This window comes from Xanthomonas sp. AM6 (genome assembly GCF_025665335.1).
Taxonomy (GTDB): domain Bacteria; phylum Pseudomonadota; class Gammaproteobacteria; order Xanthomonadales; family Xanthomonadaceae; genus Xanthomonas_A.
Genome location: NZ_CP106869.1, coordinates 1,198,441 through 1,224,148, shown reverse-complemented (window position 1 = coordinate 1,224,148; position 25,708 = coordinate 1,198,441). Strand labels below are relative to the sequence as shown.

General features: G+C 69.9%; 23 protein-coding genes and 1 tRNA gene. 15 read left to right on the top strand and 9 right to left on the bottom strand.

The window, feature by feature from the left end; all coding sequences use genetic code 11:
* Positions 1 to 78: 78 nt before the first annotated feature.
* Positions 79 to 972, bottom strand: coding sequence for a 30S ribosomal protein S6--L-glutamate ligase (gene rimK / locus OCJ37_RS05110; protein ID WP_263112609.1), 894 nt, complete (start codon positions 970 to 972; stop codon positions 79 to 81).
* Between the two features lie 297 nt (positions 973 to 1,269).
* Here rimK and OCJ37_RS05105 point away from each other — a divergent pair, with 297 nt between their 5' ends.
* Entirely contained in the window at positions 1,270 to 3,579 is a 2,310-nt protein-coding gene (locus OCJ37_RS05105) for a TonB-dependent receptor (RefSeq protein WP_263112608.1), read from the top strand.
* Positions 3,580 to 3,832: 253 nt separating this feature from the next.
* Here the strand turns inward: OCJ37_RS05105 and OCJ37_RS05100 are convergent, their stop codons facing one another.
* The 5 genes from OCJ37_RS05100 to OCJ37_RS05080 all read right to left on the bottom strand — a co-directional run bounded on the left by OCJ37_RS05100 (position 3,833) and on the right by OCJ37_RS05080 (position 10,310).
* On the bottom strand, positions 3,833 to 5,854 hold the full coding sequence (locus OCJ37_RS05100; protein ID WP_263112607.1) for a phosphocholine-specific phospholipase C: 2,022 nt from the start codon (positions 5,852 to 5,854) through the stop codon (positions 3,833 to 3,835).
* A 394-nt stretch (positions 5,855 to 6,248) separates the two neighbouring features.
* Positions 6,249 to 7,079, bottom strand: a complete 831-nt coding sequence (locus OCJ37_RS05095; protein WP_263112606.1) for an alpha/beta fold hydrolase — start codon at positions 7,077 to 7,079, stop codon at positions 6,249 to 6,251.
* Between the two features lie 125 nt (positions 7,080 to 7,204).
* Positions 7,205 to 7,570 carry a response regulator transcription factor gene (locus tag OCJ37_RS05090; RefSeq protein ID WP_263112605.1) on the bottom strand — a complete coding sequence of 122 codons (366 nt, stop codon included), beginning with the start codon at positions 7,568 to 7,570 and terminating at the stop codon, positions 7,205 to 7,207.
* Positions 7,571 to 7,704: 134 nt separating this feature from the next.
* Positions 7,705 to 8,352: a response regulator transcription factor gene (locus OCJ37_RS05085; RefSeq protein WP_263112604.1), complete on the bottom strand. Its 648-nt coding sequence runs from the start codon at positions 8,350 to 8,352 to the stop codon at positions 7,705 to 7,707.
* Entirely contained in the window at positions 8,349 to 10,310 is a 1,962-nt protein-coding gene (locus tag OCJ37_RS05080; RefSeq protein ID WP_263112603.1) for a PAS domain-containing sensor histidine kinase, read from the bottom strand. Before OCJ37_RS05080 ends, OCJ37_RS05085 begins: the two co-directional genes overlap by 4 nt.
* A 359-nt stretch (positions 10,311 to 10,669) precedes the next feature.
* Between OCJ37_RS05080 and OCJ37_RS05075 the strand changes: the two genes are divergently transcribed.
* The 5 genes from OCJ37_RS05075 to OCJ37_RS05055 all read left to right on the top strand — a co-directional run bounded on the left by OCJ37_RS05075 (position 10,670) and on the right by OCJ37_RS05055 (position 14,494).
* Positions 10,670 to 11,188 (top strand): Dps family protein, encoded by a 519-nt coding sequence (locus tag OCJ37_RS05075; RefSeq protein ID WP_263112602.1) that lies wholly within the window; start codon positions 10,670 to 10,672, stop codon positions 11,186 to 11,188.
* A 39-nt stretch (positions 11,189 to 11,227) separates the two neighbouring features.
* Complete coding sequence (locus OCJ37_RS05070; RefSeq protein ID WP_263112601.1) at positions 11,228 to 11,752, top strand: ester cyclase; 525 nt, start codon at positions 11,228 to 11,230, stop codon at positions 11,750 to 11,752.
* A gap of 22 nt (positions 11,753 to 11,774) precedes the next feature.
* Entirely contained in the window at positions 11,775 to 12,401 is a 627-nt protein-coding gene (locus tag OCJ37_RS05065) for an isochorismatase family protein (RefSeq protein ID WP_263112600.1), read from the top strand.
* 84 nt (positions 12,402 to 12,485) lie between these two features.
* A complete protein-coding gene (locus OCJ37_RS05060; protein WP_263112599.1) occupies positions 12,486 to 12,905 on the top strand; it encodes a hypothetical protein in 420 nt (139 codons plus the stop codon).
* Positions 12,906 to 13,402: 497 nt separating this feature from the next.
* On the top strand, positions 13,403 to 14,494 hold the full coding sequence (locus OCJ37_RS05055; protein WP_263112598.1) for a serine hydrolase domain-containing protein: 1,092 nt from the start codon (positions 13,403 to 13,405) through the stop codon (positions 14,492 to 14,494).
* Between the two features lie 191 nt (positions 14,495 to 14,685).
* On the opposite strand, the gene OCJ37_RS05050 is transcribed toward OCJ37_RS05055, so the two are convergent.
* Positions 14,686 to 14,759: transfer RNA gene (locus tag OCJ37_RS05050), tRNA-Gly, on the bottom strand.
* Between the two features lie 271 nt (positions 14,760 to 15,030).
* Complete coding sequence (locus OCJ37_RS05045; RefSeq protein WP_263112597.1) at positions 15,031 to 16,851, bottom strand: autotransporter outer membrane beta-barrel domain-containing protein; 1,821 nt, start codon at positions 16,849 to 16,851, stop codon at positions 15,031 to 15,033.
* A 154-nt stretch (positions 16,852 to 17,005) separates the two neighbouring features.
* Here OCJ37_RS05045 and thiS point away from each other — a divergent pair, with 154 nt between their 5' ends.
* The 4 genes from thiS to OCJ37_RS05025 all read left to right on the top strand — a co-directional run bounded on the left by thiS (position 17,006) and on the right by OCJ37_RS05025 (position 20,806).
* Entirely contained in the window at positions 17,006 to 17,206 is a 201-nt protein-coding gene (thiS, locus tag OCJ37_RS05040) for a sulfur carrier protein ThiS (RefSeq protein ID WP_263112596.1), read from the top strand.
* A 55-nt stretch (positions 17,207 to 17,261) separates the two neighbouring features.
* Complete coding sequence (locus OCJ37_RS05035) at positions 17,262 to 18,056, top strand: thiazole synthase (protein ID WP_263112595.1); 795 nt, start codon at positions 17,262 to 17,264, stop codon at positions 18,054 to 18,056.
* Positions 18,057 to 18,066: 10 nt separating this feature from the next.
* On the top strand, positions 18,067 to 18,825 hold the full coding sequence (gene trmB, locus OCJ37_RS05030) for a tRNA (guanosine(46)-N7)-methyltransferase TrmB (protein WP_263112594.1): 759 nt from the start codon (positions 18,067 to 18,069) through the stop codon (positions 18,823 to 18,825).
* 112 nt (positions 18,826 to 18,937) lie between these two features.
* Entirely contained in the window at positions 18,938 to 20,806 is a 1,869-nt protein-coding gene (locus tag OCJ37_RS05025) for an SLC13 family permease (RefSeq protein WP_263112593.1), read from the top strand.
* 18 nt (positions 20,807 to 20,824) lie between these two features.
* Here OCJ37_RS05025 and OCJ37_RS05020 read toward each other — a convergent pair whose 3' ends face one another.
* Positions 20,825 to 21,163: a Rieske (2Fe-2S) protein gene (locus OCJ37_RS05020; protein ID WP_263112592.1), complete on the bottom strand. Its 339-nt coding sequence runs from the start codon at positions 21,161 to 21,163 to the stop codon at positions 20,825 to 20,827.
* Positions 21,164 to 21,356: 193 nt separating this feature from the next.
* On the opposite strand from OCJ37_RS05020, the gene OCJ37_RS05015 reads away from it, so the two are divergent.
* From OCJ37_RS05015 to OCJ37_RS04995, 5 genes are all read left to right on the top strand, one after another.
* Complete coding sequence (locus OCJ37_RS05015) at positions 21,357 to 21,632, top strand: hypothetical protein (RefSeq protein WP_263112591.1); 276 nt, start codon at positions 21,357 to 21,359, stop codon at positions 21,630 to 21,632.
* Between the two features lie 119 nt (positions 21,633 to 21,751).
* Positions 21,752 to 22,459 carry a fumarylacetoacetate hydrolase family protein gene (locus OCJ37_RS05010; RefSeq protein WP_263112590.1) on the top strand — a complete coding sequence of 236 codons (708 nt, stop codon included), beginning with the start codon at positions 21,752 to 21,754 and terminating at the stop codon, positions 22,457 to 22,459.
* Positions 22,460 to 22,569: 110 nt separating this feature from the next.
* The gene (mscL, locus tag OCJ37_RS05005; RefSeq protein ID WP_263112589.1) at positions 22,570 to 22,989 is read left to right on the top strand and encodes a large-conductance mechanosensitive channel protein MscL; all 420 of its coding nucleotides are present in this window, start codon (positions 22,570 to 22,572) and stop codon (positions 22,987 to 22,989) included.
* A gap of 79 nt (positions 22,990 to 23,068) precedes the next feature.
* A complete protein-coding gene (locus OCJ37_RS05000) occupies positions 23,069 to 24,481 on the top strand; it encodes a M28 family peptidase (RefSeq protein ID WP_263112588.1) in 1,413 nt (470 codons plus the stop codon).
* A 65-nt stretch (positions 24,482 to 24,546) separates the two neighbouring features.
* Positions 24,547 to 25,617 carry a LacI family DNA-binding transcriptional regulator gene (locus tag OCJ37_RS04995; RefSeq protein WP_263112587.1) on the top strand — a complete coding sequence of 357 codons (1,071 nt, stop codon included), beginning with the start codon at positions 24,547 to 24,549 and terminating at the stop codon, positions 25,615 to 25,617.
* Positions 25,618 to 25,708: the final 91 nt, after the last annotated feature.

The following is a 25,708-nucleotide window of genomic DNA, read 5'->3' as shown; positions in this document are numbered from 1 at the left end:
CAGAGCTGCGGTCCGACGAAGCATACGCAGCCTGGAATTAAACCCTCGTTAAGCCAGAATGGAGAGGCGGATGTCGCCCTAAGCAGTTGATTTCTTTCGGTTCACGCTGGTTTCGAGGTGCTCGATGACCTTGCCGGCGATGTCCAGCCCGCATACCGCCTCGATCCCCTCCAGGCCGGGGGTCGAGTTGACTTCCAGCACCAGCGGGCCGCGCCGCGAGCGGATCAGGTCGACCCCGGCAATGCCCAGGCCCAGGGCCTTGGCCGAGCGCACCGCCACCTCCTGTTCGCCGCGGCTGGCGGTCGCCAGCTGCGCGCTGCCGCCGACGTGCAGGTTGGAGCGGAAGTCGCCTTCCGGGGCCTGCCGACGCATCGCCGCGACCACCTGGTTGCCGACCACGAAGCAGCGCAGGTCGGCGCCCTCGGCCTCGCCGATGAATTCCTGCACCAGGAAATTGGCGTACAGGCCGCGCAGCGCCTCGACCACGCCGCGCGAGGCGCTGGTCTTCTCGGTCAGGATCACGCCGGTGCCCTGGGTGCCTTCGTTCAACTTCACCACGTGCGGCGGCGGGCCCAGCATCGACAGCAGGTCGCCGGTGTCGTCGGGGTTGTCGCCGAACACGGTCATCGGCATGTCGATGCCCTTGGCCGCCAGCAGCTGGTGGGCGCGCAGCTTGTCGCGCGCACGCAGGATCGCATCGGACGGATTGGGCGTGCGCACGCCCATCATCTCCAGCTGGCGCAACACCGCGGTGCCGTAGCGGGTGACGGAATTGCCGATGCGCGGGAGCACCGCGTCGTAGCCGGTGATCGGCTTGCCCTTGTAGTGCATGGTGAAGGACCCGGCGGCGATGCGCATGTAGCAGCGCAGCGGGTCGAGCACGCGCACCGTATGCCCGCGTTCGCGACCGGCCTCGACCAGCCGGCGCGTCGAATACAACTTGGTGTTGCGGGACAGGATGGCGAGCTTCATCGAGGCGCGACGGCGGTGGCTGGCCCGGCATCATACGTTGCGCCGCCGGCGCCGCGGGGCGGCACAGTACACGCGCCGCCCGTCAGCAGGGCGCGCACGCGGCGGCAGCGCGGCACCGGCTTCTCCGGACGTGCACGCGATCGGCACCATCGGGCTGTCCCACAGCCGACACAGGACCGCCCCGAAACCTTCACAAAACCGTTGCATGGTGGCGGGCGGGCCGCACAGGCCGTGTGCTGGCCGTCACGCCTCGCGCGGCAAGCCCCCAAACGTCTCCCCATCTTTATTGGAATTCCGATGACCCCCACCTCCAGATCCTTGCGCCTGCACGCGCTGGTGCTCGCCGTCGCGTCCGCACTGCCGGCCTTCGCCGCACTGGCCGAGACCGCGCCGGCGGCCGACGGCGCCAACGCCGACGCGGCGGCCGCCACCAGCGGCGGCGATGCGACGATGCTCGATGCGATCACCGTGGTGTCCACCGGCACCACCCGCCAGGTGCAGCGCATCACCCGCGAGGACATCGGCATCGCCGCCCCCGGCACCAGCGCGCTGAAGGTGCTGGACAAGCTGCCCGGCGTGCAGTTCCAGTCGGCCGATGCGTGGGGCGCCTACGAGTGGTCGACCGCGATCAGCCTGCACGGCTTCGACCAGAGCCGGCTGGGCTTCACCCTGGACGGCGTGCCGCTGGGCAACATGAGCTACGGCGTCAGCGACGGCCTGCAGGTGACCCGCGCGATCATCTCCGAGAACGTGGGCTCGGTGGAACTGGCGCAGGGCGCCGGCGCGCTGGGTACCGCCTCGAGCAGCAACCTCGGCGGCACCGTGCGCTACTACTCCGACGACCCGGATGCCGAGCCGGGCATCCGCTTCAGCCAGACCTTCGGCTCCGATTCCGCCCGCCGCACCTACCTGCGCGGCGACACCGGCGACATCAACGGGTTCTCGATGTACACCTCGCTGGTGCACGGCGAGACGGACAAGTGGAAGGGCTACGGCAACAACGAATACAGCCAGGCCAACGTCAAGGCGCTGTACCAGTGGGGCGACGGCAACCGGGTCAGCCTGTTCCTGGACAGTTCCAAGCGCAAGGAATACGACATCATGGACTTGTCGCTGACCTCGCAGAAGGCGCTGGGCTGGGACTGGGACTACCTGATGCCGGACTGGAACAGCGCGGTGCAGATCGCCAACGCGCTCAACGGCAACGGCAGCTACCCGGCGTCCTTGAACGCCCTGCCGGCCGACTACGGCAAGGCCGACGCGTCGTACTACTCTGGCGCCGGCCTGCGCGACGACAACCTGGCCGCGCTCAGCGGCGCCTTCAACCTCGGCGGCACGGCCACGCTGAACCTGGCCGGCTATTACCACGACAACAACGGCGAGGGGCAGTGGACCACGCCGTACGTGCCCTCCTCGGCCACGGTGCCGTTGTCGATGCGCACCACCGACTACCGGCTCAACCGGCATGGCGTCACCGCGTCGCTGAACTTCACCGTCGCCGGCAACGAGATCGAGATCGGCGGCTGGTACCAGAACGCCAAGACCGTGCAGGAGCGCAACTACTTCCTGCTCGACGGCCCGTTCACCGATCTGTTCTACTTCAACAAGGCCGGCACCCGGTTCGAGCGCGGGTTCTCCCAGCACTACGAAACCGACACGCGCATGTTCTACGCGCAGGACACGCTGCGCCTGCTCGACGAACGCCTGACGGTGAACTTCGGCGCCAAGAAGCTGCAGGTGGACACCACCGCGCAGTCGCTGGTGCCGACCACCGCCAACGCCGCCGGCGAGATCAAGGCCGATTCGGACCTGCTGCCGCAGGTGGGCGTGAACTTCAAGCTCGACGAACACCAGGAAATCTACGCGTCCTACAACAAGAACATGGCCGGCTTCGGCTTCACTCCGTTCCAGGAATCGCAGGCGGCGTTCGACGCGATCAAGCACTCGCTGGAGCCTGAAACCGCGCAGACCTACGAACTGGGCTACCGCGTGCGCGGCGACGGCATCGAGGCGTCGCTGGCGCTGTACCACACCACCTTCGACGACCGCCTGCTGGTGACCTCGCCGTGCAGCGCGATCCAGACCTGCTCGGCCACGCTCAACAACGTCGGCTCGGTGCGCAGCCAGGGCGCCGACCTGGCGGTGATGTGGCGTCCGATCGCGCAGCTGCGCTGGCTGAACTCGCTGTCCTACGACGACTCCACCTACCAGGACGACTACCTCAACGGCGGCGTGGTGGCCACGTCCGGCAAGCGCGTGGTCGGCATCCCGGAGTGGATGTTCTCCAGCAGCCTGGCCTATGAGAATGCCGGCTGGCATGCGGCGCTGGACGGCAAGTACACCGGCCGCCGCTACATCAGCTACCTCAACGATTCGTCGGTGCCGAGCTACTGGCGCTTCGACCTGAGCGCCGGCTACGACTTCGGCCAGGTCGGCATGTTCCAGAACCTGGGCCTGAGCGCCAACGTAACCAACCTGTTCGACAAGCGCTACTTCGCCACCGTCGGCACCAACGGCTACGTGGTCTCCGATCCCAACGGCTACAACCAGACGCTGATGGCCGGCGCGCCGCGGCAGTTCTTCGTCACGTTCAACGGCAAGTTCTGAGCCGAACGCAGCGCCAGGGAAGGCGAGGCGCCACCGTTGCGCAGGCCGCGGCGGCGCTTGCACTGGAATGCCGCACACGAAGAAGCCGCCCTTGGGCGGCTTCTTTTTTGCATGTGCGTTCGTACGCCGGGCGATCTGTCGCGGCTGAAGCCGCTCCTACAAGGGCGTGCGGCACCCCGATGTCCAAGCCTTTTGTAGGAGCGGCTTCAGCCGCGACACGCAGCCAAGGCCCGCCTGAATCCCGCAGCCGCAGCTAACCCGCAACGACACGCCCGATCGCCGGGTCGCTCATGCTCGGGCGGCCGGTCTCGACATGCCCGGCCAGGCGCCGCCGCCACTGCGGCATCGCCTCGCTCGCGATCTCCAGGTCGTACCAATGATGCTGCGCCTGCAGCGGAAAGCGCAGCACCCGGCGCTCGCCGGCAGCCAGTTCCAGCCTCTGTTCGGCCCCGCCGCGGTAGTCGTCGCGGATGCGCAGCCGGCACGCCTGCGGACCGGCATTGCGCAGGTCCAGCAGCAGGCATTGCGTGGCCGCCTCGTAGTCGGCCTCGGCCTGCAGTCCGGCGTCGGCCACGCCGTCGCCGTGGAACTCGCGCAGGAAGCCGTTGGGCCCGTGCACGCGCAACGCATAGCCGGCATCGGCCGCCGCCCCGCGCCATGCGCGCGTGTCGAGCAATTCGCTGCCCGCCGCCACCGTGTAGAACCACGGGCCGGCGCTCCCGCCGTCGGCATAGGCGTTCAGGGCGACGCCGGCCGCGCCGCGGTTGACCATCCGCAACGTCGGCCCCTGCGCGCCCGCCTGCAGGCGCACGTCGAAATCGTAGGGCAGCGCGCGCGCCGGGCGCTGGCCCGGCTCCTGCAGCGGCAGCGCCTGCTGCGCCGGCCGTTGCGGCGGCGGCAAGGCCGCGGTCGCGTCGACCCGGGCGATGAAGTCGCGCGTGTCCGGCAGGGCGACATGGGCGTCGTCGTGGCCGGCGAAATCCAGCGCCGAGGTCAGGTCGCCGGCGATCGCGCGGCGCCAGGGGCCGATGTTGGGTTCGGCGACACCGAAGCGGCGCTCCAGGAACCGGATCACCGAGGTATGGTCGAACACCTGCGAATCGACCCAGCCGCCGCGGCTCCACGGCGACACCACCAGCATCGGCACGCGCGGGCCGAGGCCGACCGGGACGCCGTGGTAGTCCTCGCCGCGCAGATCCACGTTGCTGGCGCCGATCGCCGGATCGGTCGCCGGCAGCGCCGGCGGCACGTGGTCGAAGAACCCGTCGTTCTCGTCGTAGTTGATCAGGAACACGGTCTTGGACCACACCTCCGGCGAGGCCACCAACGCCTCCAGCAGGCGCGCGCTCAGCGATTCGCCGTAGGCCGGGGTGGCCTGGGGATGCTCGCTGAGCAGGTACGGCGCCACGATCCACGACACCTGCGGCAGGGTGCCTGCGCGCACATCGCGCGCAAACGCGGCGACCAGGTGCTCGCCGCGCGAGGCCTTGGCGTTGTCGGCGGTGGAACCCGGCACGATCGCGCGGCCGCGCCGGTACAGGGGGGAGTTGCGGTCGAGATTGCGGAAATTGGCGAAGTACGGGTGGCTGTTGTCGCCGTAGTTGTCGAACTCCTGGTACACCTGCCAGCTGATCCCGGCCTGCTGCAGGCGCTCGGAATAGGTGGTCCACGTGTAACCGGGAAACGCCGGGTTGTCGCGCGCCATGTCGCCGGTCCAGTTGCCGTCGTCGCGGTTGTTCACCGCCTGCTCGCCGTCGTTGCCCACGCTCAGGCCGCTGGTGCCGGTGAACATGTACATGCGGTTGGGATTGGTCGGACCGAACAGCGAGGCGTGGTAGCCGTCGCAGATGGTGAAGGCGTCGGCCAGCGCGTAGTAGAACGGCAGGTCCTCGCGCTGGAAATGGCCCATGGTCATCGCGCCCTTCTGCGCGATCCAGGCGTCGTGGTGCTTCCAGGTTTCGTGCGACCCCTTCCAGTCGTGGTTGAGACCTTCCATCGACTGCGCGCTGCTGGTCTGGCCGTTCAGGCGGAACGGCAACACGTAGCGATCGCCGGCGCCGGCCTCGGGCTGGTACCAGACCGGGCGTCCGCCGGGCAGGCGCAAGGGACGCGGGTCACCGAAGCCGCGCACGCCGCGCAGGCAGCCGAAGTAGTGGTCGAACGAGCGGTTCTCCTGCATCAGGATCACCACGTGCTGCACGTCCTGCACGGTGCCGGTGACCCGCGCCGGCGGCACCGCCAGCGCGCTGCGGATCGCCCCGGGCAGCAACGGCATGACCGCGCCGGCGCCGAGGGCCAGGGATGCACGGGCGAGGAAACGGCGACGACTGTGTTCGACCACGGGGAGGGACCGGCAACGAGCATGCGCTCACGAGCCTGCCAGCGTAGACGCGGCGGATGAAGCGGGTTTGACAGGCAGTCCTGCGCGGGGGCCCGCGAGGCGCAAGAGCAGGTTCAACCCGAACTCTCGAGGCGAGGCGAACGCATTCGCCCGCCCCGCCCTATTCGACGTCTTCGCTGCGGCAGGGCGGCTCGGCACGAACGTTCCTGCATACCGCCGCATCCACTTTCGCCCGCCATCGCGCAGCGGCCGAACGCATCGGCCGCTGCACGGGCACTATTGCGCGCAACAGGAGCGGAGCTGGCGTCCGCTCCTGCGCAAGCCTGACTCAGCCCTGGATGAAGGCCAGCAGGTCGGGGTTGATCACGTCGGCATGGGTCGTGCACATGCCGTGCGGATAGCCCGGGTAGACCTTCAGCGAGCCGTGCTTCAGCAGCTTGACCGACAGTTCGCTGGACGTGGCGATCGGTACCACCTGATCGTCGTCGCCGTGCATCACCAGGGTCGGCACGTCCATCGCCTTCAGGTCCTCGGTGAAGTCGGTCTCCGAGAACGCCTTGATGCCATCGTAGTGCGACTTGGCGCCGCCGAGCATGCCCTGCCGCCACCAGTTCTGGATCGTGCCCTGCAGGACCTGCGCGCCGGGACGGTTGAAGCCGTAGAACGGGCCGCTGGCGAAATCGAGATAGAACTGGGCGCGGTTGGCGGCCAAGCCGGCGCGGATGCCGTCGAACACCTCCATCGGCACCCCGTTCGGGTTGGACGCGGTCTTGACCATCAGCGGCGGCACGGCGCTGATCAGCACCGCCTTGGCCACGCGGCCCTTGCCATGCGTAATGACATAGCGCGCCACTTCGCCGCCACCGGTCGAATGGCCGATATGCACCGCATTGCGCAGGTCGAGGTGTTCGGTGACCGCCGCCACGTCGGCGGCGTAATGCGCCATGTCGTGGCCGTCGCTGACCTGGCTGGAACGGCCGTGGCCGCGGCGGTCGTGCGCGACGACGCGGAAGCCCTTGCCGAGGAAGTACAGCATCTGCGCATCCCAGTCGTCGCTCGACAGCGGCCAGCCATGGTGGAAATAGATCGGCTGGGCCGTCTTGGGACCCCAGTCCTTGAAGAAGATCTCGACGCCGTCTTTGGTGGTGATCGTGCTCATGGCTTTGCCTTTGTTGGGTGAAGGGGGTTGGTGAAGCGCAGACACAGCCTAGGGAATCGCGGTGTCGGGTTGAATCCTACGCTCGGCTTGTTGCGTCATACGAAGGTGTGGGGACCGGCGCCGCGCTAGCGTGCGTCATTGCCGGCGAGCGCACTGGCCAGGCAGCGGGCGATGCGCTCGCCATCGACCGGCTTGTCGAGGAACGCGCAGGCGCCGCGGGCCATGACCCGGGCCCGGATCGCCTCGGCGGGGAACGCGCTCATGAAGATCATCGGGAAGCTGCGGCCGCGCGCGAGCAGTGCGTCCTGCAGCTGCTCGCCGCTCATCCGCGGCATCTGCATGTCGGCGATCAGGCAGTCGGGGCCGGCGCGTCCCTGGTCGTCCAGGAATTCGGTCGCCGAGCCGTAGCTGCGGATCTCGTAGCCGAACGAGCGCAACAGACTGGACAAGGAGGTTCTCACCCCTTCGTCGTCGTCGACGATCGCGATCACGGCAGCCTGGCTATCCACGGGGAATCCTTCGCACCGCGTGTCGCACGTCACGTGCGTCCGGTGCGCGGCCGATGCGCCCTTTGTCCCATGCCGCCGGCGCGGCGAAAATCATACACAGGTTTGCCTGCGGGCCCTCAGGGCCGGGAAATCCCCAGCGCTTCGGCGCTGCGCACCAGGTCGGCGAGCGAGCGCACGCCCATCTTGCGCATGACGTTGCCGCGATGGATCTTCACCGTGATCTCGCTCAGGCCCATCTCGCCGGCGACCTGCTTGTTCATCAGCCCGGACACCACCAGGGCCAGCACCTCGCGCTCGCGCGGGGTCAGCGTCGCGTACCTGGCATGCAGTTCCTGCACCGCGCCGCTCGCCGCGCGGCGCTGCCGGTCGCGCTCCAGCGCCGCGCTGACCGCGTCCAGCATGTCCTGGTCGCGGAACGGCTTGGACAGGAAGTCCACCGCGCCGGCCTTCATCGCCCGCACCGTCATCGGGATGTCGCCGTGGCCGGTCATGAACACGATCGGCAGGTGGATGCCGTTGCGCGCGAGCTGGTCCTGGAAGTCCAGTCCGCTGATGCCCGGCAGCCGCACGTCGAGCACGATGCAGCCGCACACGTCCGCCAGCGCGGCCTGCAGCAGGTCTGCCGGGGAGGCGAAGATCCGCGTGCGCAGGCCGATCGAGCGCAGCAGGCTGTCGAGCGAATCGCGCACGGCCGCATCGTCGTCCACGACCACCACCACGGGCGGACTGGGCGCGGCGGCATGCGGTGGTGCTTGCCCGTTCATGCGACGGTCTCGCCGTGCGTTGCCGGCAACAGCAGGCGGAAGGTCGCGCCCTGGCCGGGCAGGCTGTCCACCGACAGTTGCCCGCCGTGCGCCTCGGCGGTGGTCCTGCAGATCGCCAGCCCCATGCCCATGCCCCGCTGCTTGGTGGTGAAGAACGGATCGAACAGGCGTTGCAGGTGCTCCGCCGCGACGCCGGGGCCGCTGTCGGCCACCGTGATGGCGAGCGTATCGCGCGCATGCCGCGCCGCGCGCAGGCGCAGCACCCGCGGCGCGGATTGTCCCGCCATGGCCTGGCTGGCGTTGACCATCAGATTGACCAGTACCTGCTGCAGTTGGATGCGATCGCCGACCACGGCCGGCAGGTCCGGCTGCAGTTCCACGTGCAGGTCCACCTGGCCGCGCGCGAACTCGTGCTCCACCAGGCGAACGGCGTCCTCGACCAGCGACGCCGCGTTCAGTGCGTCGCGCTTCATCGGCGCCTTGCTGAGGAAATCGCGCACGCCCCGGACGATCTCGCTGGCGCGGCGCCCTTCGGCGATGATGCGCGCGATGGCCGCGTCCACCTCGTACAGGTCGGGCACGTCGCGGTGCAACCAGCGCATGGCCGCCTCGCCGTTGGTCACCACCGCCATCAACGGCTGGTTGACCTCGTGCGCGATCGACGCGGTCAGTTCGCCCAGCGTCGCCACCCGCGCGGCATGCGCCAGCTCCACCTGCGCCGTCAGCAGGGCGCGTTGCGCCTGCTTGCGCTCCGAATTGTCCACCACGAACACCAGCACGCAGCCGTCGTCGTCCGGGCCGGGGAAGGTGATGGTGAAGAGCACCGGAATGCGGTGCCCGTCGGCGCGCACGATCTCGGTTTCGCCCTCGTGGAAGGCCTCGCCCGCGACGAACGCGGCCAGGGCCGCGGCGAAGCTGCGCTCGCCTTCGCCCAGCAGGTCGTCGACCGAGCGTCGCGCATGCAGTGCGCCGTCGCCGCCGACCATGGCCAGGAACGCCGGGTTCAGCCCGTCGATCCTGGTCAGCCGGCGCGCGCGCTCGACGAAGTCCGGGCGCTCGGCCAGATAGGCGTTCAGGGCCACCGCATCGTTCAGCCCAAGCGCGGACAGTTCCGCCCGGAGCGCGGTCCAGTCCTGTTGCGCCACGCCGATGCGGCTGGCATCGAACATCCGCCGGTAGCGGCGCTCGCTCTGCACCAGCGCCGCATAGGCCGCCTTGCGCTCGGTGACATCGGTATGCGTCTCCAGCACGCCCATCGGCGTGGCATGGGCATCGCGCTGCAGGACCCAGCGGCTCTCCACGACCAGCGTGGCGCCGGCCCGGGTGCGCTGCTCGAGCACGCCGTTCCAGGCGCCGGCGTCCAGCAGCATGGCCTCGATCGCCTCCCGCTGGATCGTATAGCGGGTGCCGAGCAGTTCGTCCGCGACCCGGCCGAGCGCCTGTTGCGACGACCAGCCGTATACCTCCTCGGCGGTGCGGTTCCAGAAGGTGATCACGCCGAAGCGGTCGCGCACGAAGATCATGTCGTGCGAGAGGTCCAGTAACGTGGCCTGGGCGCACAGCGCCTTCATCGCCTTCTGGTTCTGCAGCAGCAGCACCGCAGTGGTCGCGATCGCCGCCAGGCTGACGATGGCGCGCAAGGTCTGCGAGCCGACGTGGGCGACGCCGTGCGTATCCACATAGGTGGCGACGGTGAGAACGGCGCCGCTCAGCGCGGTCACCACGATGTCGCCGCCCCGCGCGGTACGCGCCACCAGCAGCACGGCGACGACGTACAGCACCGCGATGGCGCCTTCGAGCGCGGTGAAGGTGTCGACCAGGAAGATGGCGCACATCAGCAGCGCCGCGACCAGGCGCAACGCCAGCCGGCGCCAGCGCGCGCCAGCGCAGGTCCACGACCCGGCGTCCCAGCGCAGCGGCGAAAGCGCGAACCGCTGCTTGCGAGACGGGGTGAACAAGGAGTGCCTCCAGGGAAGGGAACGCGCGCGCGGCCGCGCAGGCGACCATGGCCAGGCGCCGCTGGCCGGCCGACCGTGCGGCAGCGGCCATGGTAGGCCCCGCGTCGCGCGACTTCTTGGATGCCGTTGCCTATCTGCGGACCGGTCCGGGCGGCGAGGTCGCGCCCGCGCGCCCGGCCGACATCCGGCAACGCCACCGCGGCGGGCCCCACACCAAGGTATGAGGCGGCGAAACGATCCGCCGATGTCCGCGCCCGCGTCCGCCGCCTAACCTCTGCCTCGCCGAGTGGACCGCGCAACGCGACCACTCGCCGCAGACCGCCGCGCAACGCGGGCACGCCCTCAACCGGAGACACCGCATGGATACCGTTTCGACCAAGTCGCGCCAGAGCAGCGCGCTGCATACCCCCAGCGATCTCGGCGCCCAGGCCACCGCCGACATCGGCGGCGCGCTGAACGCCCTGCTGGCGGACATGTTCGCGCTGTACCTGAAGACCAAGAACTTCCACTGGCACCTGTCCGGGCCGCATTTCCGCGACTACCACCTGCTGCTCGACGAACAGGGCGACCAGATCTTCGCCACCACCGACGCCATCGCCGAGCGCGCGCGCAAGGTCGGCGCAACCACGCTGCGCTCGATCGGCCACATCCAGCGCCTGCAGCGGCTGCTGGACAACGACGCCGACTACGTGACCCCGCAGGACATGCTGGCCGAACTGGCCGACGACAACCGCCGGCTCACCGGCTTCCTGCGCGCGACCCACGCGGTGTGCGACGAGCACCACGATGTCGCCTCCACCAGCCTGATCGAAGTGTGGATCGACGAGGCCGAACGCCGCGCCTGGTTCCTCTACGAGAGCACCCGCGCCGCGCGCTGAACCGCGCGCGCGATCCGCACAGCGACAGGGAACCACGCCATGCCCAACACGCTGCTGTCCGCGCTGCCCGTGCTGCTCGCCGCCGCGTTCGCCGCCAGCGCGTCGCCCGGCCAGGCGACGCCGATGCCGCCGCCCGCCGGCGCCATCGCCCATGCCGACATCCAGCGCTGGGCCGAGGCCTGGAACAGCCACGACATCGACACGGTCATGGCCCTGTTCACGCCCGACGTGGTGATCCACCAGCCCAGCAACCCCAGGCCGCTCGATGCGGCCGGGACGCGCGCGTTCTTCGCGATGATCTTCAAGGCCTATCCCGATTTCCACGTGACCCTGGCCGACGCGCTGGTCGACGGCATGCAGGGCGTGTCGGTCGAGCGCGTCACCGGCACCTGGAGCGGTCCCTACGTGGATCCGGCGACCGGCAAGACCACGCCCGGCAACGGCCGCCGCTTCGATCACCCCGGGGTCATGCTGCTCCACTACCGGGCCGACCACCGGATCGACGACGTCACCATCTACTGGGACAGGCTGACCGTCGACCAGCAACTGGGCATCACGCCATAACCCCTCATTCCTGGAGCACATCATGAGCGACCTCCCCCTGCTGACCCCGGCCGAGTGCGCGCTGGTGCTGGTCGACGCACAGGCCGGCCTGGCCTTCGCCGCCGGCTCGGCCGACCGGCAATCCCTGCGCAGCAACATCGTGGCGCTCGCGCGCACCGCCGCCGCCTTCGCCGTGCCGGTGGTCGTCAGCACCTCGGCATCGAAGGTCTACAGCGGCCCGCTGATGCCGCCGCTGCGCGCCGCGCTGCCGGACATCGCGCCGATCGAGCGACGCAACATGAACCTGTGGGAAGACGATGCGGCCAGGGCCGCGGTCGTCGCCACCGGACGCAGGACGCTGGTCGTCGCCGGACTGCTGACCGAGGCCTGCATCAGCTTTCCGGTGCTGTCGGCGCTGGCCGACGGCTACAAGGTGCACGTGGTCGCGGACGCCTGCGGCGGCCTGACCGCCGCCAGCCACGACGCGGCGCTGCGCCGCATGGAACAGGCCGGCGCGGTCATGACCTCGTGGCTGCAGTTCCTGCTGGAACTGCAACGCGACTGGACCCGGCACGCCACCTACGAGGCCGCACGCGGCATCGTCGTCGACCACGGCGGCGGCTACGGCATCGGCCTCGACTATGCCCGCGACATGATCAAGCCCGCCTGAGGCAACGCGCATCGCGGCGCCATGCGCGCAGCGTGCACCCATGGACGCGCCGCCATGCTCGCAACAGCCCAAGGAACATCGCCGATGAACGACCTGCCACCGCCGCCGCCCGTCACCACTCAGGAACTGCGCATCGTCGATGCGCAGGGCCGCCCGAAGATGCTGCTGTCGGCACTGAACGGCGTCCCTGAGATCGTGCTGCTGCGCGAGGACGGCAGCACCGGCGCGCGCGTCGCGCTCGATGCCGCCGGACGCCCGGCGCTGACGCTGCTCAACCCGCTCGCCACCGGTCCGCACGCCACCGTCGAGATCGACGACAAAGGCGCCCACCTGTTGCTGGAGCGCCCGGGCGGCGCCTCTGCCTACCTGTTCCTCAACAACGCCGGCGGCTCGGGCGTCGTATCGATTGCCGCGGACGGCCAGCGCCTCAGCGCCACCCTCGCCGCCGATGGCACGAGCAGGATCGAGCGCGCGGACGACTCCCACGCGCCAGCAAGCAAGTAGGCAAGGACCGATCGGCCAGAAATCGACGAAGCCCGACGCGCACGGATCGTCGGCCTGCAACCGCAAGCGCCGCGATGCGCGCAACGATGCCCGAGCGGATCGCGTTGCTCGCCGGGTCGCCCCGGATCAGCCTGCGCACTGCACACCAGGCCACCCGCTGGCATCGACCGGTACGCCGTTCCGCGCCAGCGACGGGGAACCCCTCGCCATAGCGCCAGGCACGTATCGCTGCACGTCGATCATGGGTGCACGGATAAGACGGCCTGCACACCGCGCTGCGAACACCGGTTCCGTTCGGCCGAACGCCCTGCGCCGTGGCGACCCGCGGAAACCCGCAACTCCGCGATCAACCGCAACTGATACAGTCGATGCGCCCGAATCGGCGCGGACGCTGCCTTTGCTCCACGTCGCCACGGCGCGATCGCGGCCACGGACGCAAGCATCGGCCAGGCCCAGACGCATCGCATTCCGGCCCACACTATTCTGGAGACATTGCCGTGCCCGATTCGCCCATTGCGCCCTCGATGTCGCGACGATCGCTCCTGGCCGCTTCCGGTGCAGCACTGTTGCTGGCCGCACTGCCTCGCCCCGCATCGGCGGCTGCGAAGGACGCACCCGCCGTCATCGACGCGTGGGCGAAGGCGAACGGCTTCCAGGGCGTGGTCCTGCTCGCCCGCGACGGCAAGGTGTCCTATGCGCAGCCCTTCGGCATCGTGGACGTGGAAGCGCAGCGGCCGGCGAAGCTCGACGACGTCTACGGCATCGCCTCGATTTCCAAATGGCTCACGACGCTGGCGGTGCTGCGCCTGGTCGAACGGCGCCGGCTCGACCTCGACCGGCCGATCACCGCCTGGCTGCCGGACTATCGCGCCGACACCGGCGCCCGCATCAGCCTGCGACGCCTGCTCTCGAACAGCAGCGGCCTGACCGAACAGTTCGGCCCGGCCGCCAAGGCCGATCCATCGCTGACGACGCTCGACCTGCCGGCCGCCGAGGCCGTGCGCCGGTTCGCCAGCGCCGACCTCGCGTTCGAGCCGGGCGCGAAATTCGACTACATCTTCGCCAACTGGATCGTCGTCTACGCGATCGTCGAAGCGGTCGCCGGCATGCCCTTCGTGGACGCCGTCCGCACCCTGGTCCTGGACCCGCTGGAGCTGCGCCACACCGGCACCGGCCCAGCGATCGCGACCGCACCGACCACCGTGCCCTCCTACCGCACACTGTCGCCGCCCGAGCGCCGCACTTACGACAGGCCGGCCTTCATCGCCGCGGCCGGCGGCTATTTCAGCAACGCCCCGGACCTGATGCAGGCTGCGCACCGCGTCTACGACAAGGGCTTTCTGTCGCCAGCGTCGCTGCGCCAGCTCAACACGGTGGAAATGCCGGAGGAATACGCGCTCGGCGGCCGCGTGAAGACACTGACGCTGCAGGGCAAGCGCCGCACCTACGCCTGGGAAACCGGCAACACCGCCGGCTACCGCTCGCTGCTCGCGCACCGCCTGGACACGCGCGAGACGATCGTGATCCTCAACAACAGCAGCATGTCGCAACGCCAGCTCGACGAGTTCGCGATCGCCACGCAGTCCTGAAGCGCGCGCGCATATCGGTTGCGATGCGCCTCCCCTGACACGCCGGTGGCGGCCATTGCGGTAATGCAGGCCGGCTTCCGAGCTATCGAGGACAAAAAAGAGGGGGGGGCTCCAAAGCTGCGCCGGGCAGTGAATTGCGGAGCGGGCTGGATAGTGCGGAGCGCGCCGACGCGTAAGCGCCTTGCAACGACTGGAGCGGGCGATGGGAATCGAACCCACGTCAGTAGCTTGGGAAGCTACAGCTCTACCATTGAGCTACGCCCGCGTCGCCGGTGCAGTCTATGCGGTGGGCCGGCGGTTGCGCAAGAAATCGGTGCGACAAGGCTGCGGCGATGGCGCGCCGGCGCCAGAGCGATTGCGGTGCCAATACTTCAGGTGGCTTTTTGTGGGAGGGGCTTCAGCCCCGACGCCCTACCGATAAGGCGTCGGGGCTGAAGCCCCTCCCACAGCGAGCCGTCTCGGCGGCGCCCGTTCCTTCCTGACAGCCATGGTGCCCGGCGCGCGGCCGGGCATCATGGGCAGCCGCGTTGCCGCGCTTAGAAGCTGCCGCCGAAGTTCACGAACAGCGAGGTGTCGTGCGCGCGGCTCTGGCCGGTCGTGGCGGCGATGCCGACATTGCTTTCCAGGCCCCACAGCTTGGTCCGCGCGCCCAGCACCACCGAGGCGTAGTTGCGGTCGACGGCCAGGCCCGGTACGGCGTAGGCGCCCAGCTCGGGCATGGTCTGCAGCCACGCGGTGGCTTGCTCGCCCTTCTTGAACTCGTGGTCGTAGGTGGCCTGCAGGTACGGCTTCACCGCGCCAGCGTCGAGGCTGGCCTTCCAGCCGATGCGGCCGACCAGCGACTCGACGTCCTGGTCGTAGTAGCCCAGCGCGCTGGAATTCGGGTTGCTCTCGGTGTAGCCGTCGAGCTTGACCTTCTGCCAGATCGCCGCGGCCACCGGTCCGTGCCTGAACGCGCCTTCGCCGAACTCGTAACCGCCCTGCAGCGCCGCGGTCAGGTTGCTGCCGTCCGGCGAGCCGTTGTGCTGGATGGTGGCCGGGCCCAGGTTGACCTTGCGCTTGACGTCGTAGCTCAGCCAGCTGTAGCTGACCTGGGCGTTGACCCAGGCGCGCTCGCCGTACCAGCCGGCGAAGCCGCCCAGGGTGCTGTCGTCCTGGGTGTAGTCGCCGCCGCGGTTGCCGAAGTCGGCATCCACGCGGCCGAAGCCGCCGAAGCCGCCGAACACCCACTCGCCGCGCGACCAGTCCACGCCGAACAGGCCGGCCGGGGCCATGCCGTCGTACAGGTCGCCGTGCTGGTAGCGCTGCATGTCGCCGCGCAGGTTGCCCCACCAGCGCATGCCGTCCGCTTCCGGGCGGCCGTCGACGTGCCAGGCGACCTGGTCGGCGCGCGAACGGCCGGTGACCTCGGCCGAGTGGCTCAGCACCTGCTGCAGGCGCGGGCCTTCCAGGATCGACAGCGCGTACTGCGCCAGCAGTTCGTGGGTGCGGCCGGTGGGATGGATGCCGTCGGCGAACACGTAGCTGTCGGCGGCGTCGGCGCTGACGTAGCTGGTCGGGTTGCAGGTCAGCGACTGCGAGGTGATCTGCGGTTGGCAGGCGGTGCCGGTGTAGTTGCTGAAACCGTAGGTGGACGGGCTGGCGATCACTTCCTGCAGCAGGTGGAAGGTATCCACCGGGATCACCTGCAGCCCGGCGCTCTTGAGCCCGGCGAACAGCGCGGTGTTGTAGCTGCTGGCCAGCGCGGTGCCCTGCGCCATCGCCGCGGCGCCGCCGGCGCGGAAGCGCGGGGTGAGGCCGACATCGGGGATGGTGGTGACCATGACGTAGCGCGCGCCGGCGCTCTGCAGGCTGGCGACGATGCCCACCTCGGCCGTCACCGCGTTGCCGATCGTGCTCTGCACCGGCGCGCCGCCGGCGACCGCGAGCAGGTCGTTGGCGCCGCCCCACACGCTGTACAGCGCGTTCGGGTCGGCCTTGCCGCCGTTGGCGGCCAGGTAGTTGCTGGCCTGCGTCGCCAGCGACGGCGCCACGCCCAGCGCGCTGGGATTGGCCACGCCGACGCGGGCGTTGCCGGCGGCGTAGTCGTCGCCGATCTGGCCATTGCCGTTGGCGTGGCCGTTGGTGCCGTAGTAGTCGGCGAGGTACTGCGCCCATACCCAGTCCGGATTGGTGGTGAACTGGCCGGTCACCGCCTGCGCCGAGGCCGGCAGCAGCGGCCGGTAGTAGCCGGCGTCGGTCAGGCTGTCGCCGAAGAACACGGTGCGGCTGTAGGTCTGCTGCGCGATCGCGGGCGCGGCGGCGAGCACGATCGCGGCGGCCAGCAGCGAACGGAGTGGACGGATGGACGAAGTCATGGATGCCCTCCCGGGCGATAATGAAGGTGACTCGGGGCACGGCCAGAACATACGCAGCCGCATGGCGAGCATGATTCCACCTCTGCCCCTCACGCTCACGTTGCACCGCCGCAATACATCGCGCGCCTCGCGGCACGCATTGCACAATGATGACATGAACATCGAATTGAACGGCCAGGTCCGCCCGCTGCAGCCCCGCACCACCGTCGCCGCCCTGCTGCTGGAGGAGGGGCTGGCGCAACGCCGCGTCGCGGTCGAGGTCAACGGCGCGATCGTGCCGCGCGGCGCGCATGCCGAACACGCGCTGCACGACGGCGACCGGGTCGAGATCGTGCACGCGCTGGGCGGCGGCTGAATCCCGCGCGGCGCGCGGCTCGGCAGCGCCGGGGGCGATGGGCGATAATCCGGCGATGAACGCTCACGCCCCCCACGATGCGCTGGTGATCGCCGGCAAACCCTACCGTTCGCGCCTGCTCACCGGCACCGGCAAGTTCGCCGATCTCGAACAGACCCGGCAGGCCACCGAGGCCGCCGCCGCCGAGATCGTCACCGTCGCGATCCGCCGTTCCAACATCGGCCAGACCCCCGGCGAGCCCAACCTGCTCGACGTGCTGCCGCCGGAGCGCTACACCATCCTGCCCAACACCGCCGGCTGCTACAGCGCCGAGGACGCGGTGCGCACCTGTCGCCTGGCGCGCGAACTGCTCGACGGCCACAACCTGACCAAGCTGGAAGTGCTCGGCGACCAGCGCACCCTGTTCCCGGACGTGGTGCAGACCCTGAAGGCGGCCGAGATCCTGGTCGCCGACGGCTTCGAGGTGATGGTCTATACCAGCGACGATCCGATCCTGGCCAAGCGCCTGGAAGAGATCGGCTGCGTGGCGGTGATGCCGCTGGCCGCGCCGATCGGGTCGGGGCTGGGCATCCAGAACCGCTACAACCTGCTGGAGATCATCGACAACGCCAAGGTGCCGATCATCGTCGACGCCGGCGTCGGCACCGCCTCGGACGCGGCGATCGCGATGGAACTGGGCTGCGACGGGGTGCTGATGAACACCGCCATCGCCGGCGCGCGCAACCCGGTGCTGATGGCCGGCGCGATGCGCAAGGCGGTCGAGGCCGGGCGCGAGGCGTTCCTGGCCGGGCGCATCCCGCGCAAGCGCTACGCCAGCGCTTCCTCGCCGGTCGACGGATTGATCGGCTGAGGCCGCGCGCATGACCGATCCGTTCTCCAGCGCCGGCGCCAAGACCCCGCCCAAGCCCTTCACCATCGAGGAGGGCCGCCGCCAGGTGCGCAGCTTCGTGCTGCGCCAGGGCCGCTTCACGCCCGCCCAGCAGCGCGCGTTCGACGAACTGTGGCCGCGCTTCGGCCTGGACTACGCCGGCACCCCGCGCGATCTCGATGCCGCCTTCGGCCGCAGCGCGCCCAAGGTGCTGGAGATCGGCTTCGGCAACGGCGAGGCGCTGCGCTTCGCCGCGCGCCAGGATCCGTCGCGCGACTACATCGGCATCGAGGTGCATGCGCCCGGCGTGGGCCGCGTGCTGAACGCGCTGGCCGCCGACGGCAGCGCGCACGTGCGCCTGTACCACCACGACGCGGTGGAAGTGCTGGAGCACGAGATCGCCGACGGCGCGCTCGACGAAGTACGCATCTACTTCCCCGACCCGTGGCACAAGAAGCGCCACAACAAGCGCCGCCTGCTGCAGCCGGCGTTCGCCGCGCTGCTGGTGCGCAAGCTGCATGCCGGCGGCCGCCTGCACTGCGCCACCGACTGGGCCGACTACGCCGAGCAGATGTGGGACGTGCTCGACGCCACCGACGGCCTGGTCAACCGCGCCGGCCCGCGCGGCCACGTGCCGCGCCCGGACTGGCGCCCGCAGACCCATTTCGAGACCCGCGGCCAGAAGCTGGGGCATGGGGTGTGGGATCTGCTGTACGACAAGCCGGGATTGGGGAGTGGGGATGAGGGATGAAGAGCGCATCCGCCATCCCGACGGCATGTGTCCACGGCAAGCCATTGCCGCGGCCGGCCCCGCTTGCCGCCTTGTCCAATCCCTAATCCCCAATCCCGAATCCCGGCCCTAAATGGACACCGCGCTGACGCTGACCAACGACATGAAGCTCGTGCTCGGGCTGGTCGGCTTCACGATGGCGATGTTCGTGTTCGAGCGGATCCGCGCCGACGTGGTCGCGCTGGTGGTGCTGGTGGTGCTGGGCGTCACCGGGCTGATCCCGCCGGAGGAGCTGTTCAGCGGTTTCTCCGGCAACGCGGTGATGAGCATCATCGCCACCACCATCCTCGGCGCCGGGCTGGAGCGCACCGGCGCGCTGAACCGGCTGGCCTCGTGGCTGCTGCGCCGCGCGCGCGGGGTCGAGGAGCGGCTGATGCTGCTGACCACCGGCATCGCCGGGCTCAACTCCTCGTTCATGCAGAACCCGTCGGTGATGGCGCTGTACCTGCCGGTGGCCTCGCGCCTGGCCGGGCGCACCGGGCTGACCCTGCAGCGCCTGCTGCTGCCGATCGCCGCGGCGATCGTGATGGGCGGCGCGCTGACCATGGTCGGCAACTCGCCGCTGATCCTGCTCAACGACCTGCTGCAGTCGGCCAACAACAACCTGCCCTCGGGCATGGCCACGATCGAGCCGCTGCGCATGTTCGCGCCGCTGCCGATCGGCGTGGCGCTGCTGCTGGCGTCGCTGGTCTACTTCCGCGTGCGTGGCGACAGGACGTTGATGGAGGAGGAGCAGCTGATCAACAACGGGGTCACCCCGGCGCGCACCGAAAGCTACTTCGCGCGCACCTACGGCATCGAGGGCGACGTGTTCGAGCTGATCGTCAGCGCCGACAGCCCGCTGGTCGGCATGACCCTGGGCGAGGCCGAGACGGTGCACGACGCGCCGCTGCTGCTGGCGCTGAAGACCGGCAACGATACCCGCCTGGCGCCGCCGGCGGACATGCGCATCTGGGTCGGCAGCGTGCTCGGGGTGATGGGCGCGCGGCAGCAGGTGGCCGATTTCGCGCAGAACCAGTTCCTGCGCCTGTCCTCGCGCCTGCGCAACCTCGGCGACCTGTTCAATCCCAGCCGCGCCGGCATCTCCGAGGCGGTGATCCCGCCGACCTCGCGCTTCATCGGCAAGAGCGCGGCCGAGCTGCGCCTGCGCAAGCAGTCCGGGATCAGCCTGCTGGCGATCAACCGCGACAAGCAGGTGATCCGCGAGGACGTGCGCAAGGTGCCGCTGCGCGCCGGCGACATGCTGGTATTCCACAGCATCTGGCAGGACCTGGCGCAGGCCTCGGAGAGCCGCGACTTCGTCGTAGTCACCGACTATCCGAAGGGCGAGCACCGCCCGCACAAGTTCAAGATCGCGATGACGATCTTCGCGCTGACCATCCTGATCGCGCTGACCTCCAAGCTGCCGGTGGCGCTGACCCTGATGACCGGCGTGGCCGGCATGCTGCTGACCGGCGTGCTGCGCATGGACGAGGCCTACGCCTCGATCAACTGGAAGACCATCTTCATGATGGCCGGGCTGATCCCGCTGGGCTGGGCGATGGACAGCAGCGGCGCGGCGGCCTGGGTCGCCGGCCACACCATCGCGCGGCTGCCCGAGGGCGTGCCGGTGTGGGCGCTGGAGATCGCGCTGGCGCTGCTGACCACGGCGTTTTCGCTGGTGATCAGCCACGTCGGCGCGACCATCGTGATGGTGCCGATCGCGGTCAACCTGGCGCTGGCGGCCGGCGGCAACCCCACCGCGTTCGCGCTGATCGTGGCGCTGTCGGCGTCCAACAACCTGATGACCGCGTCCAACCCGGTGATCTCGATGATCACCGGCCCGGCCAACTACCAGCCGCGCGAACTGTGGCGGGTCGGCGCGCCGCTGTCGCTGATCTACACGGCAGTGGTGGTGCTGATGGTCAACCTGATGTCGATGGCCTGGTGGGGCGCGTTCTAGCGCTGCGCCGCGCCGGCCTCAGGCCAGCACCACGCGTCCCTCGCGCACCGCTACCGGCACCGCCAGCAGGCTCTGCCCGCGGCACGGCCCGGACACGCAGCTGCCGCCCTGCAACTCGAACGCGGCGCCGTGCGCGGCGCACACCACGTGGCCCTCGCGGCTCTTCAGGAACTGGCCCGGCGCCCAGTCCAGCCGGCGCCCGGCATGCGGGCACACGTTCAACCAGGCGCGCACGCCGTCGCCGTCGCGGTACAGCAGCAGCGATTCGGCCTCGCCGCCGAGCGTGGCCTCCACTTCGACCAGGCTGCCCGGTGCGATCTGGTCCAGTTGCGCCAGTGCGGCGGATGACTCGGTCATGGAAGACGGCGACGGCACGGAAGGGCCGCCATTCTTGCATGCCCGCCGCGCGCACCTCGCCGCTTCACCTGGCGACGACATGCAAGGCCTTGAACGGGCAAGTGTTAATTTTTCGCTTAACGAACTTTTCACTCCGTCACGGAAGACAGCGCCGATACTGCCGCCTCGGTTCCAACTGACACAGACTTCTGCCATGCGTGCACGCGCCTTCAATTTCGATCAATTCCGGCATGTCTTCGCGCCGCGCAAGCCGCGCCATCCGCTGGTGAAGCTGGCAGTCGGGCTGCTCGGCCTGGCGATCCTCGCCGGGCTGGTGTTCGTCAGCGTGTTCGTCGGCGCGGCGATGATCCTCGGCGGCATCGCGGTGAAGCTGCTGAGCCAGCGCGGCGGCAAGCGCGCGTCCGCGGCGCGCCAGCACGTGGTCGATGGCGAGTACCGGGTGGTGCGCAAGCCGGCGTTGCCGCTGTAAGGCCGGGATTGGGGAATGGGGATTGGGAAATCGTGAAAGCGACATCCTCACGCCTGCCGGAGTCGGTTCGAACCTGACGCGCTAAACTGCCGCATCCCGTTCCTGCTGGATGCGTGCCCATGAAAGACCTGTTTGCCGCTGCCGAAGCGCCGCGCGTGCCTGTGCGCGGGCTGGGACTGTTTCCGGTGCATCGCATCTACTGCGTGGGCCGCAACTTCGCCGACCATGCGCGCGAGATGGGCGCCAGCGCGCCGGCGTCGAGGGCCGAGCGCGGGCAGCCGACGTTCTTCATGAAACCGGCCGATGCGCTGGTGGTCGGCAACGAATCCATCCCCTACCCGTCCGCGACCCAGGACCTGCACCACGAAGTGGAGCTGGTGGTGGCACTCGGCCAGGACGCGCCGGCCGGCGTGCTGCGCGTCGAGGACGCCGGCGCGCTGGTGCTGGCCTACGGCGTCGGCCTGGACCTGACCCGCCGCGACCTGCAGGCCGCGGCCAAGGCCAAGGGCCTGCCGTGGGACATCGCCAAGGGCTTCGACCATTCCGCACCGGTCAGCGAACTGATCCCGGCCGGCGAAGTCGGCGCGCTGGAGGCGCTGAACCTGTCGCTGGAGGTCAACGGCCAGGTGCGCCAGCAATCGCTGCTGGACCAGATGATCTGGAACGTGCCGGAGATCCTGCACGAACTGTCCAAGCTGTTCGCGCTGCGCGCCGGCGACCTGGTGTTCATGGGCACGCCGGCCGGCGTGGCCGCGCTGCAGCCCGGCGATCGCGTCAGCGCGCGCCTGGAGAACGTCGCCGAGCTGCACGGCACGATCGTCGCCTGAGCGGTGCGGCCTGCGCGCCGCCGATGACGCGCGCTTGATCCGCGCACGACGACGACTGCGCTAGGCTTGCATGGCGGCGACAGGTCCGCGCAACAAGCAAGGAATCCCCGATGGGCATGATCCGCGAATTCAAGGAATTCGCCATGCGCGGCAACGTGCTGGACCTGGCGGTCGGTGTGGTGCTCGGCGCCGCGTTCGGCAAGATCGTCACCGCGCTGGTGGAGAAGATCATCATGCCGCCGATCGGCATGCTCGCCGGCGGCGTGGATTTCTCGCGCTGGGCGTGGACGCTGAAGGCGGCGACGGTGGACGCGGCCGGCAAGGAAGTGCCGGCGGTGGTGATCGGCATCGGCGATTTCCTCAACACCATCATCCAGTTCGTGATCGTGGCCTTCGCCATCTTCATGCTGGTCAAGGCGATCAACCGCATCGCGCGCAAGGAACCGCCGGCGCCCAAGGCCCCGAGCGAGGAAGTGCTGCTGCTGCGCGAGATCCGCGACTCCCTGAAGAGCGACGCGCTGCCCAAGTAAGCGCGGCGCCCGGCTGCAGGCGCCCGCAGGCGCGCCACGCGCTGCTAAGCTCGTGGCGTCCCCTGTCGCGGAATCCTTCATGCACCGTCTTGCCGTCGTCATCGCCGCCCTGCTCGCCACCGCGTCCGCCGCCGCGGCCGAGACCACCCGCATTCCGGACGCGGCGCTGTCCACCGCCGCCACGCTGCGCGAGCAGGCGCTGGCCGACGACACCGGCTGGAAGGTGGTCGAGTCGCTGACCACCGAGGTCGGCCCGCGCATGGCCGGCAGCGAGGCCGATGCGCGCGCGGTCGCGTGGGCCAAGGCCAAGTTCAAGGCGCTGGGCTTCGACAAGGTATGGACCGAACCGGTGACGTTCCCGAAGTGGGAGCGGCGCAGCGAGCACGCGCAGGTGCTCGGCGCCAATGCGCAGCCGCTGAGCGTGACCGCGCTGGGCGGCAGCCCGGCCGGCACGGTCGAGGCCGAGGTGGTGCGCTTCGCCGACCTGGCCGCGCTGCAGGCCGCACCGGCCGGCGCGCTGCGCGGCAAGATCGCCTTCGTCGACTACCAGATGGTCAAGGCGCGCGACGGCAAGGATTACGGCAACGGCGGCGCGGTGCGCAGCAAGGGCCCGTCGGAAGCGATCCGCAAGGGCGCGATCGGCTTCGTGATGCGCTCGGCCGGCACCGATTCGCACCGCGTGCCGCATACCGGCATCACCCGCTTCGAGGAAGGCCTGACCCCGGTGCCGGCGGCGGCGCTGTCGGTGCCCGACGCCAACCAGCTGGCGCGGCTGCTGGCGCGCGGCCCGGTGCGGCTGCGGCTGGCGCTGGATTGCGGCTGGGACGGCCAGGCCACCTCGTACAACGTGATCGGCGAGATCACCGGGCGCGGCAAGCCCGAGGAAGTGGTGGTGATCGGCGGCCACCTGGATTCGTGGGACCTGGGCACCGGCGCGATCGACGACGGCGCCGGCGTGGGCATCAGCATGGCCGCCGGGCACCTGATCGGCCAGCTCAAGCGCGCGCCCAAGCGCAGCATCCGCGTGGTCGCCTTCGCCAACGAGGAGCAGGGCCTGTATGGCGGCAAGGCCTATGCGCAGGCGCACGCCAAGGACGTGGCGCGACACCAGATCGCCGCCGAGAGCGACTTCGGCGCCGGCCGCATCTACGCGTTCAACACCGGCTCCGCCAATGCCGCCGGCTCGCGCGAGGCGACCCGGCAGATCGCCACCGCGCTGGCGCCGCTGGGCATCGAATACGCCCCCGACAAGGGCGGCCCCGGCCCGGACGTGGGCCCGCTCGCGGCCAAGGGCGGCGCCTGGGCGTGGCTGGCGCAGGACGGCAGCGACTACTTCGACCTGCACCACACCGCCGACGACACCCTGGACAAGATCGACCCCAAGGCGCTGGCGCAGAACGTCGCCGCCTACGCGGTGTTCGCCTACCTGGCCGCGGAAGCGGACGGCGGCTTCGGCAGCCAGGCCAAGACAGTGGAACCGCCCACGGAGTAAGCTGCCACGCCTGCCGCGGGGGCTGCGTGCAGGCCCCTTCCCTTTCTCGCAACGCCAGGACCAAGATGGGCAAACGGCAAGGTCGTGCAGGCTCGGCGGTAACGCTGCTGGATGTGGCGCGGCACGCGGGCGTCTCGCCGATGACCGCCTCGCGCGTGATCAACCGCCACCCGCGGGTAGGCGCGGCGATGCGCGAGCGCGTCGAGGCCTCGATCAAGACGCTGGGCTACCGGCCCAACCTCGCCGGGCGCTCGCTGCGCACCGCCAGCCTGGCGCGGATCGGCGTGCTGTACAGCAACCCCAGCGCGGCCTATCTCAACCAGTTCATGCTCGGCATCCTCGAGCAGAGCAGCCTGGACGGCAGCCAGGTGCTGGTTGAGAAGAGCGACGACATGGGCAGCCAGCGCGCCGCGACCGAGCGCCTGCTCGAAGCCGGCGTGGACGGGGTGATCCTGCCGCCGCCGCTGTGCGACTCGCAGCAGACCATCGAGGAACTGGACGCGCGCGGCATCCCGGTCGTCGCCGTGGCCACCGGCGCGCCGATGCCGGGCGTCAGTTCGGTACGCATCGACGACTACCAGGCGGCCTGCGCGATCACCCGGCACCTGCTCGAACTCGGCCACCGCGACATCGGCTTCATCAGCGGCGACCCCAAGCACACCCCGAGCGCGCTGCGCAGCCGCGCGTTCTTCGACACCATGGCCGAGGCCGGGCTGGCGGTCGCCGACACGCGCGTGGCCGAAGGCCTGTTCACCTACCGCTCCGGGCTGCTCGCCGCGACCGCGCTGCTGCAGGCGGCGCCGCGCCCCACCGCGATCCTGTGCAGCAACGACGACATGGCCGCCGCGGCGGTGGCCATCGCCTACAGCCTGCGCCTGCGCGTGCCCGAGGACCTGTCGATCGCCGGCTTCGACGACACCCCGGTGGCGACCACGATCTGGCCCGAGCTGACCACCATCCACCAGCCGGTCACCGCGATGGGCCGCGCCGCGGTGGCGCTGCTGCTCAGCGAGATCCGCCAGCGCCGCGACGGCCTGCCCAACCGCGGCGTCCACCAGGTGATGAAGTACACGCTGGTGGCGCGCGGCTCGACCGCGCGGCCCGCCGACGCGCCGCCGCCGCAGGCGGCTGGCTAGCGGCGCTTTTCCACTCGCGTTGCGGGCAATGCCTGGCCGCACTGCGCCGTCACGAGCGCAGTCGCAGCGGTCGCCACTCCATCGCTGCAGG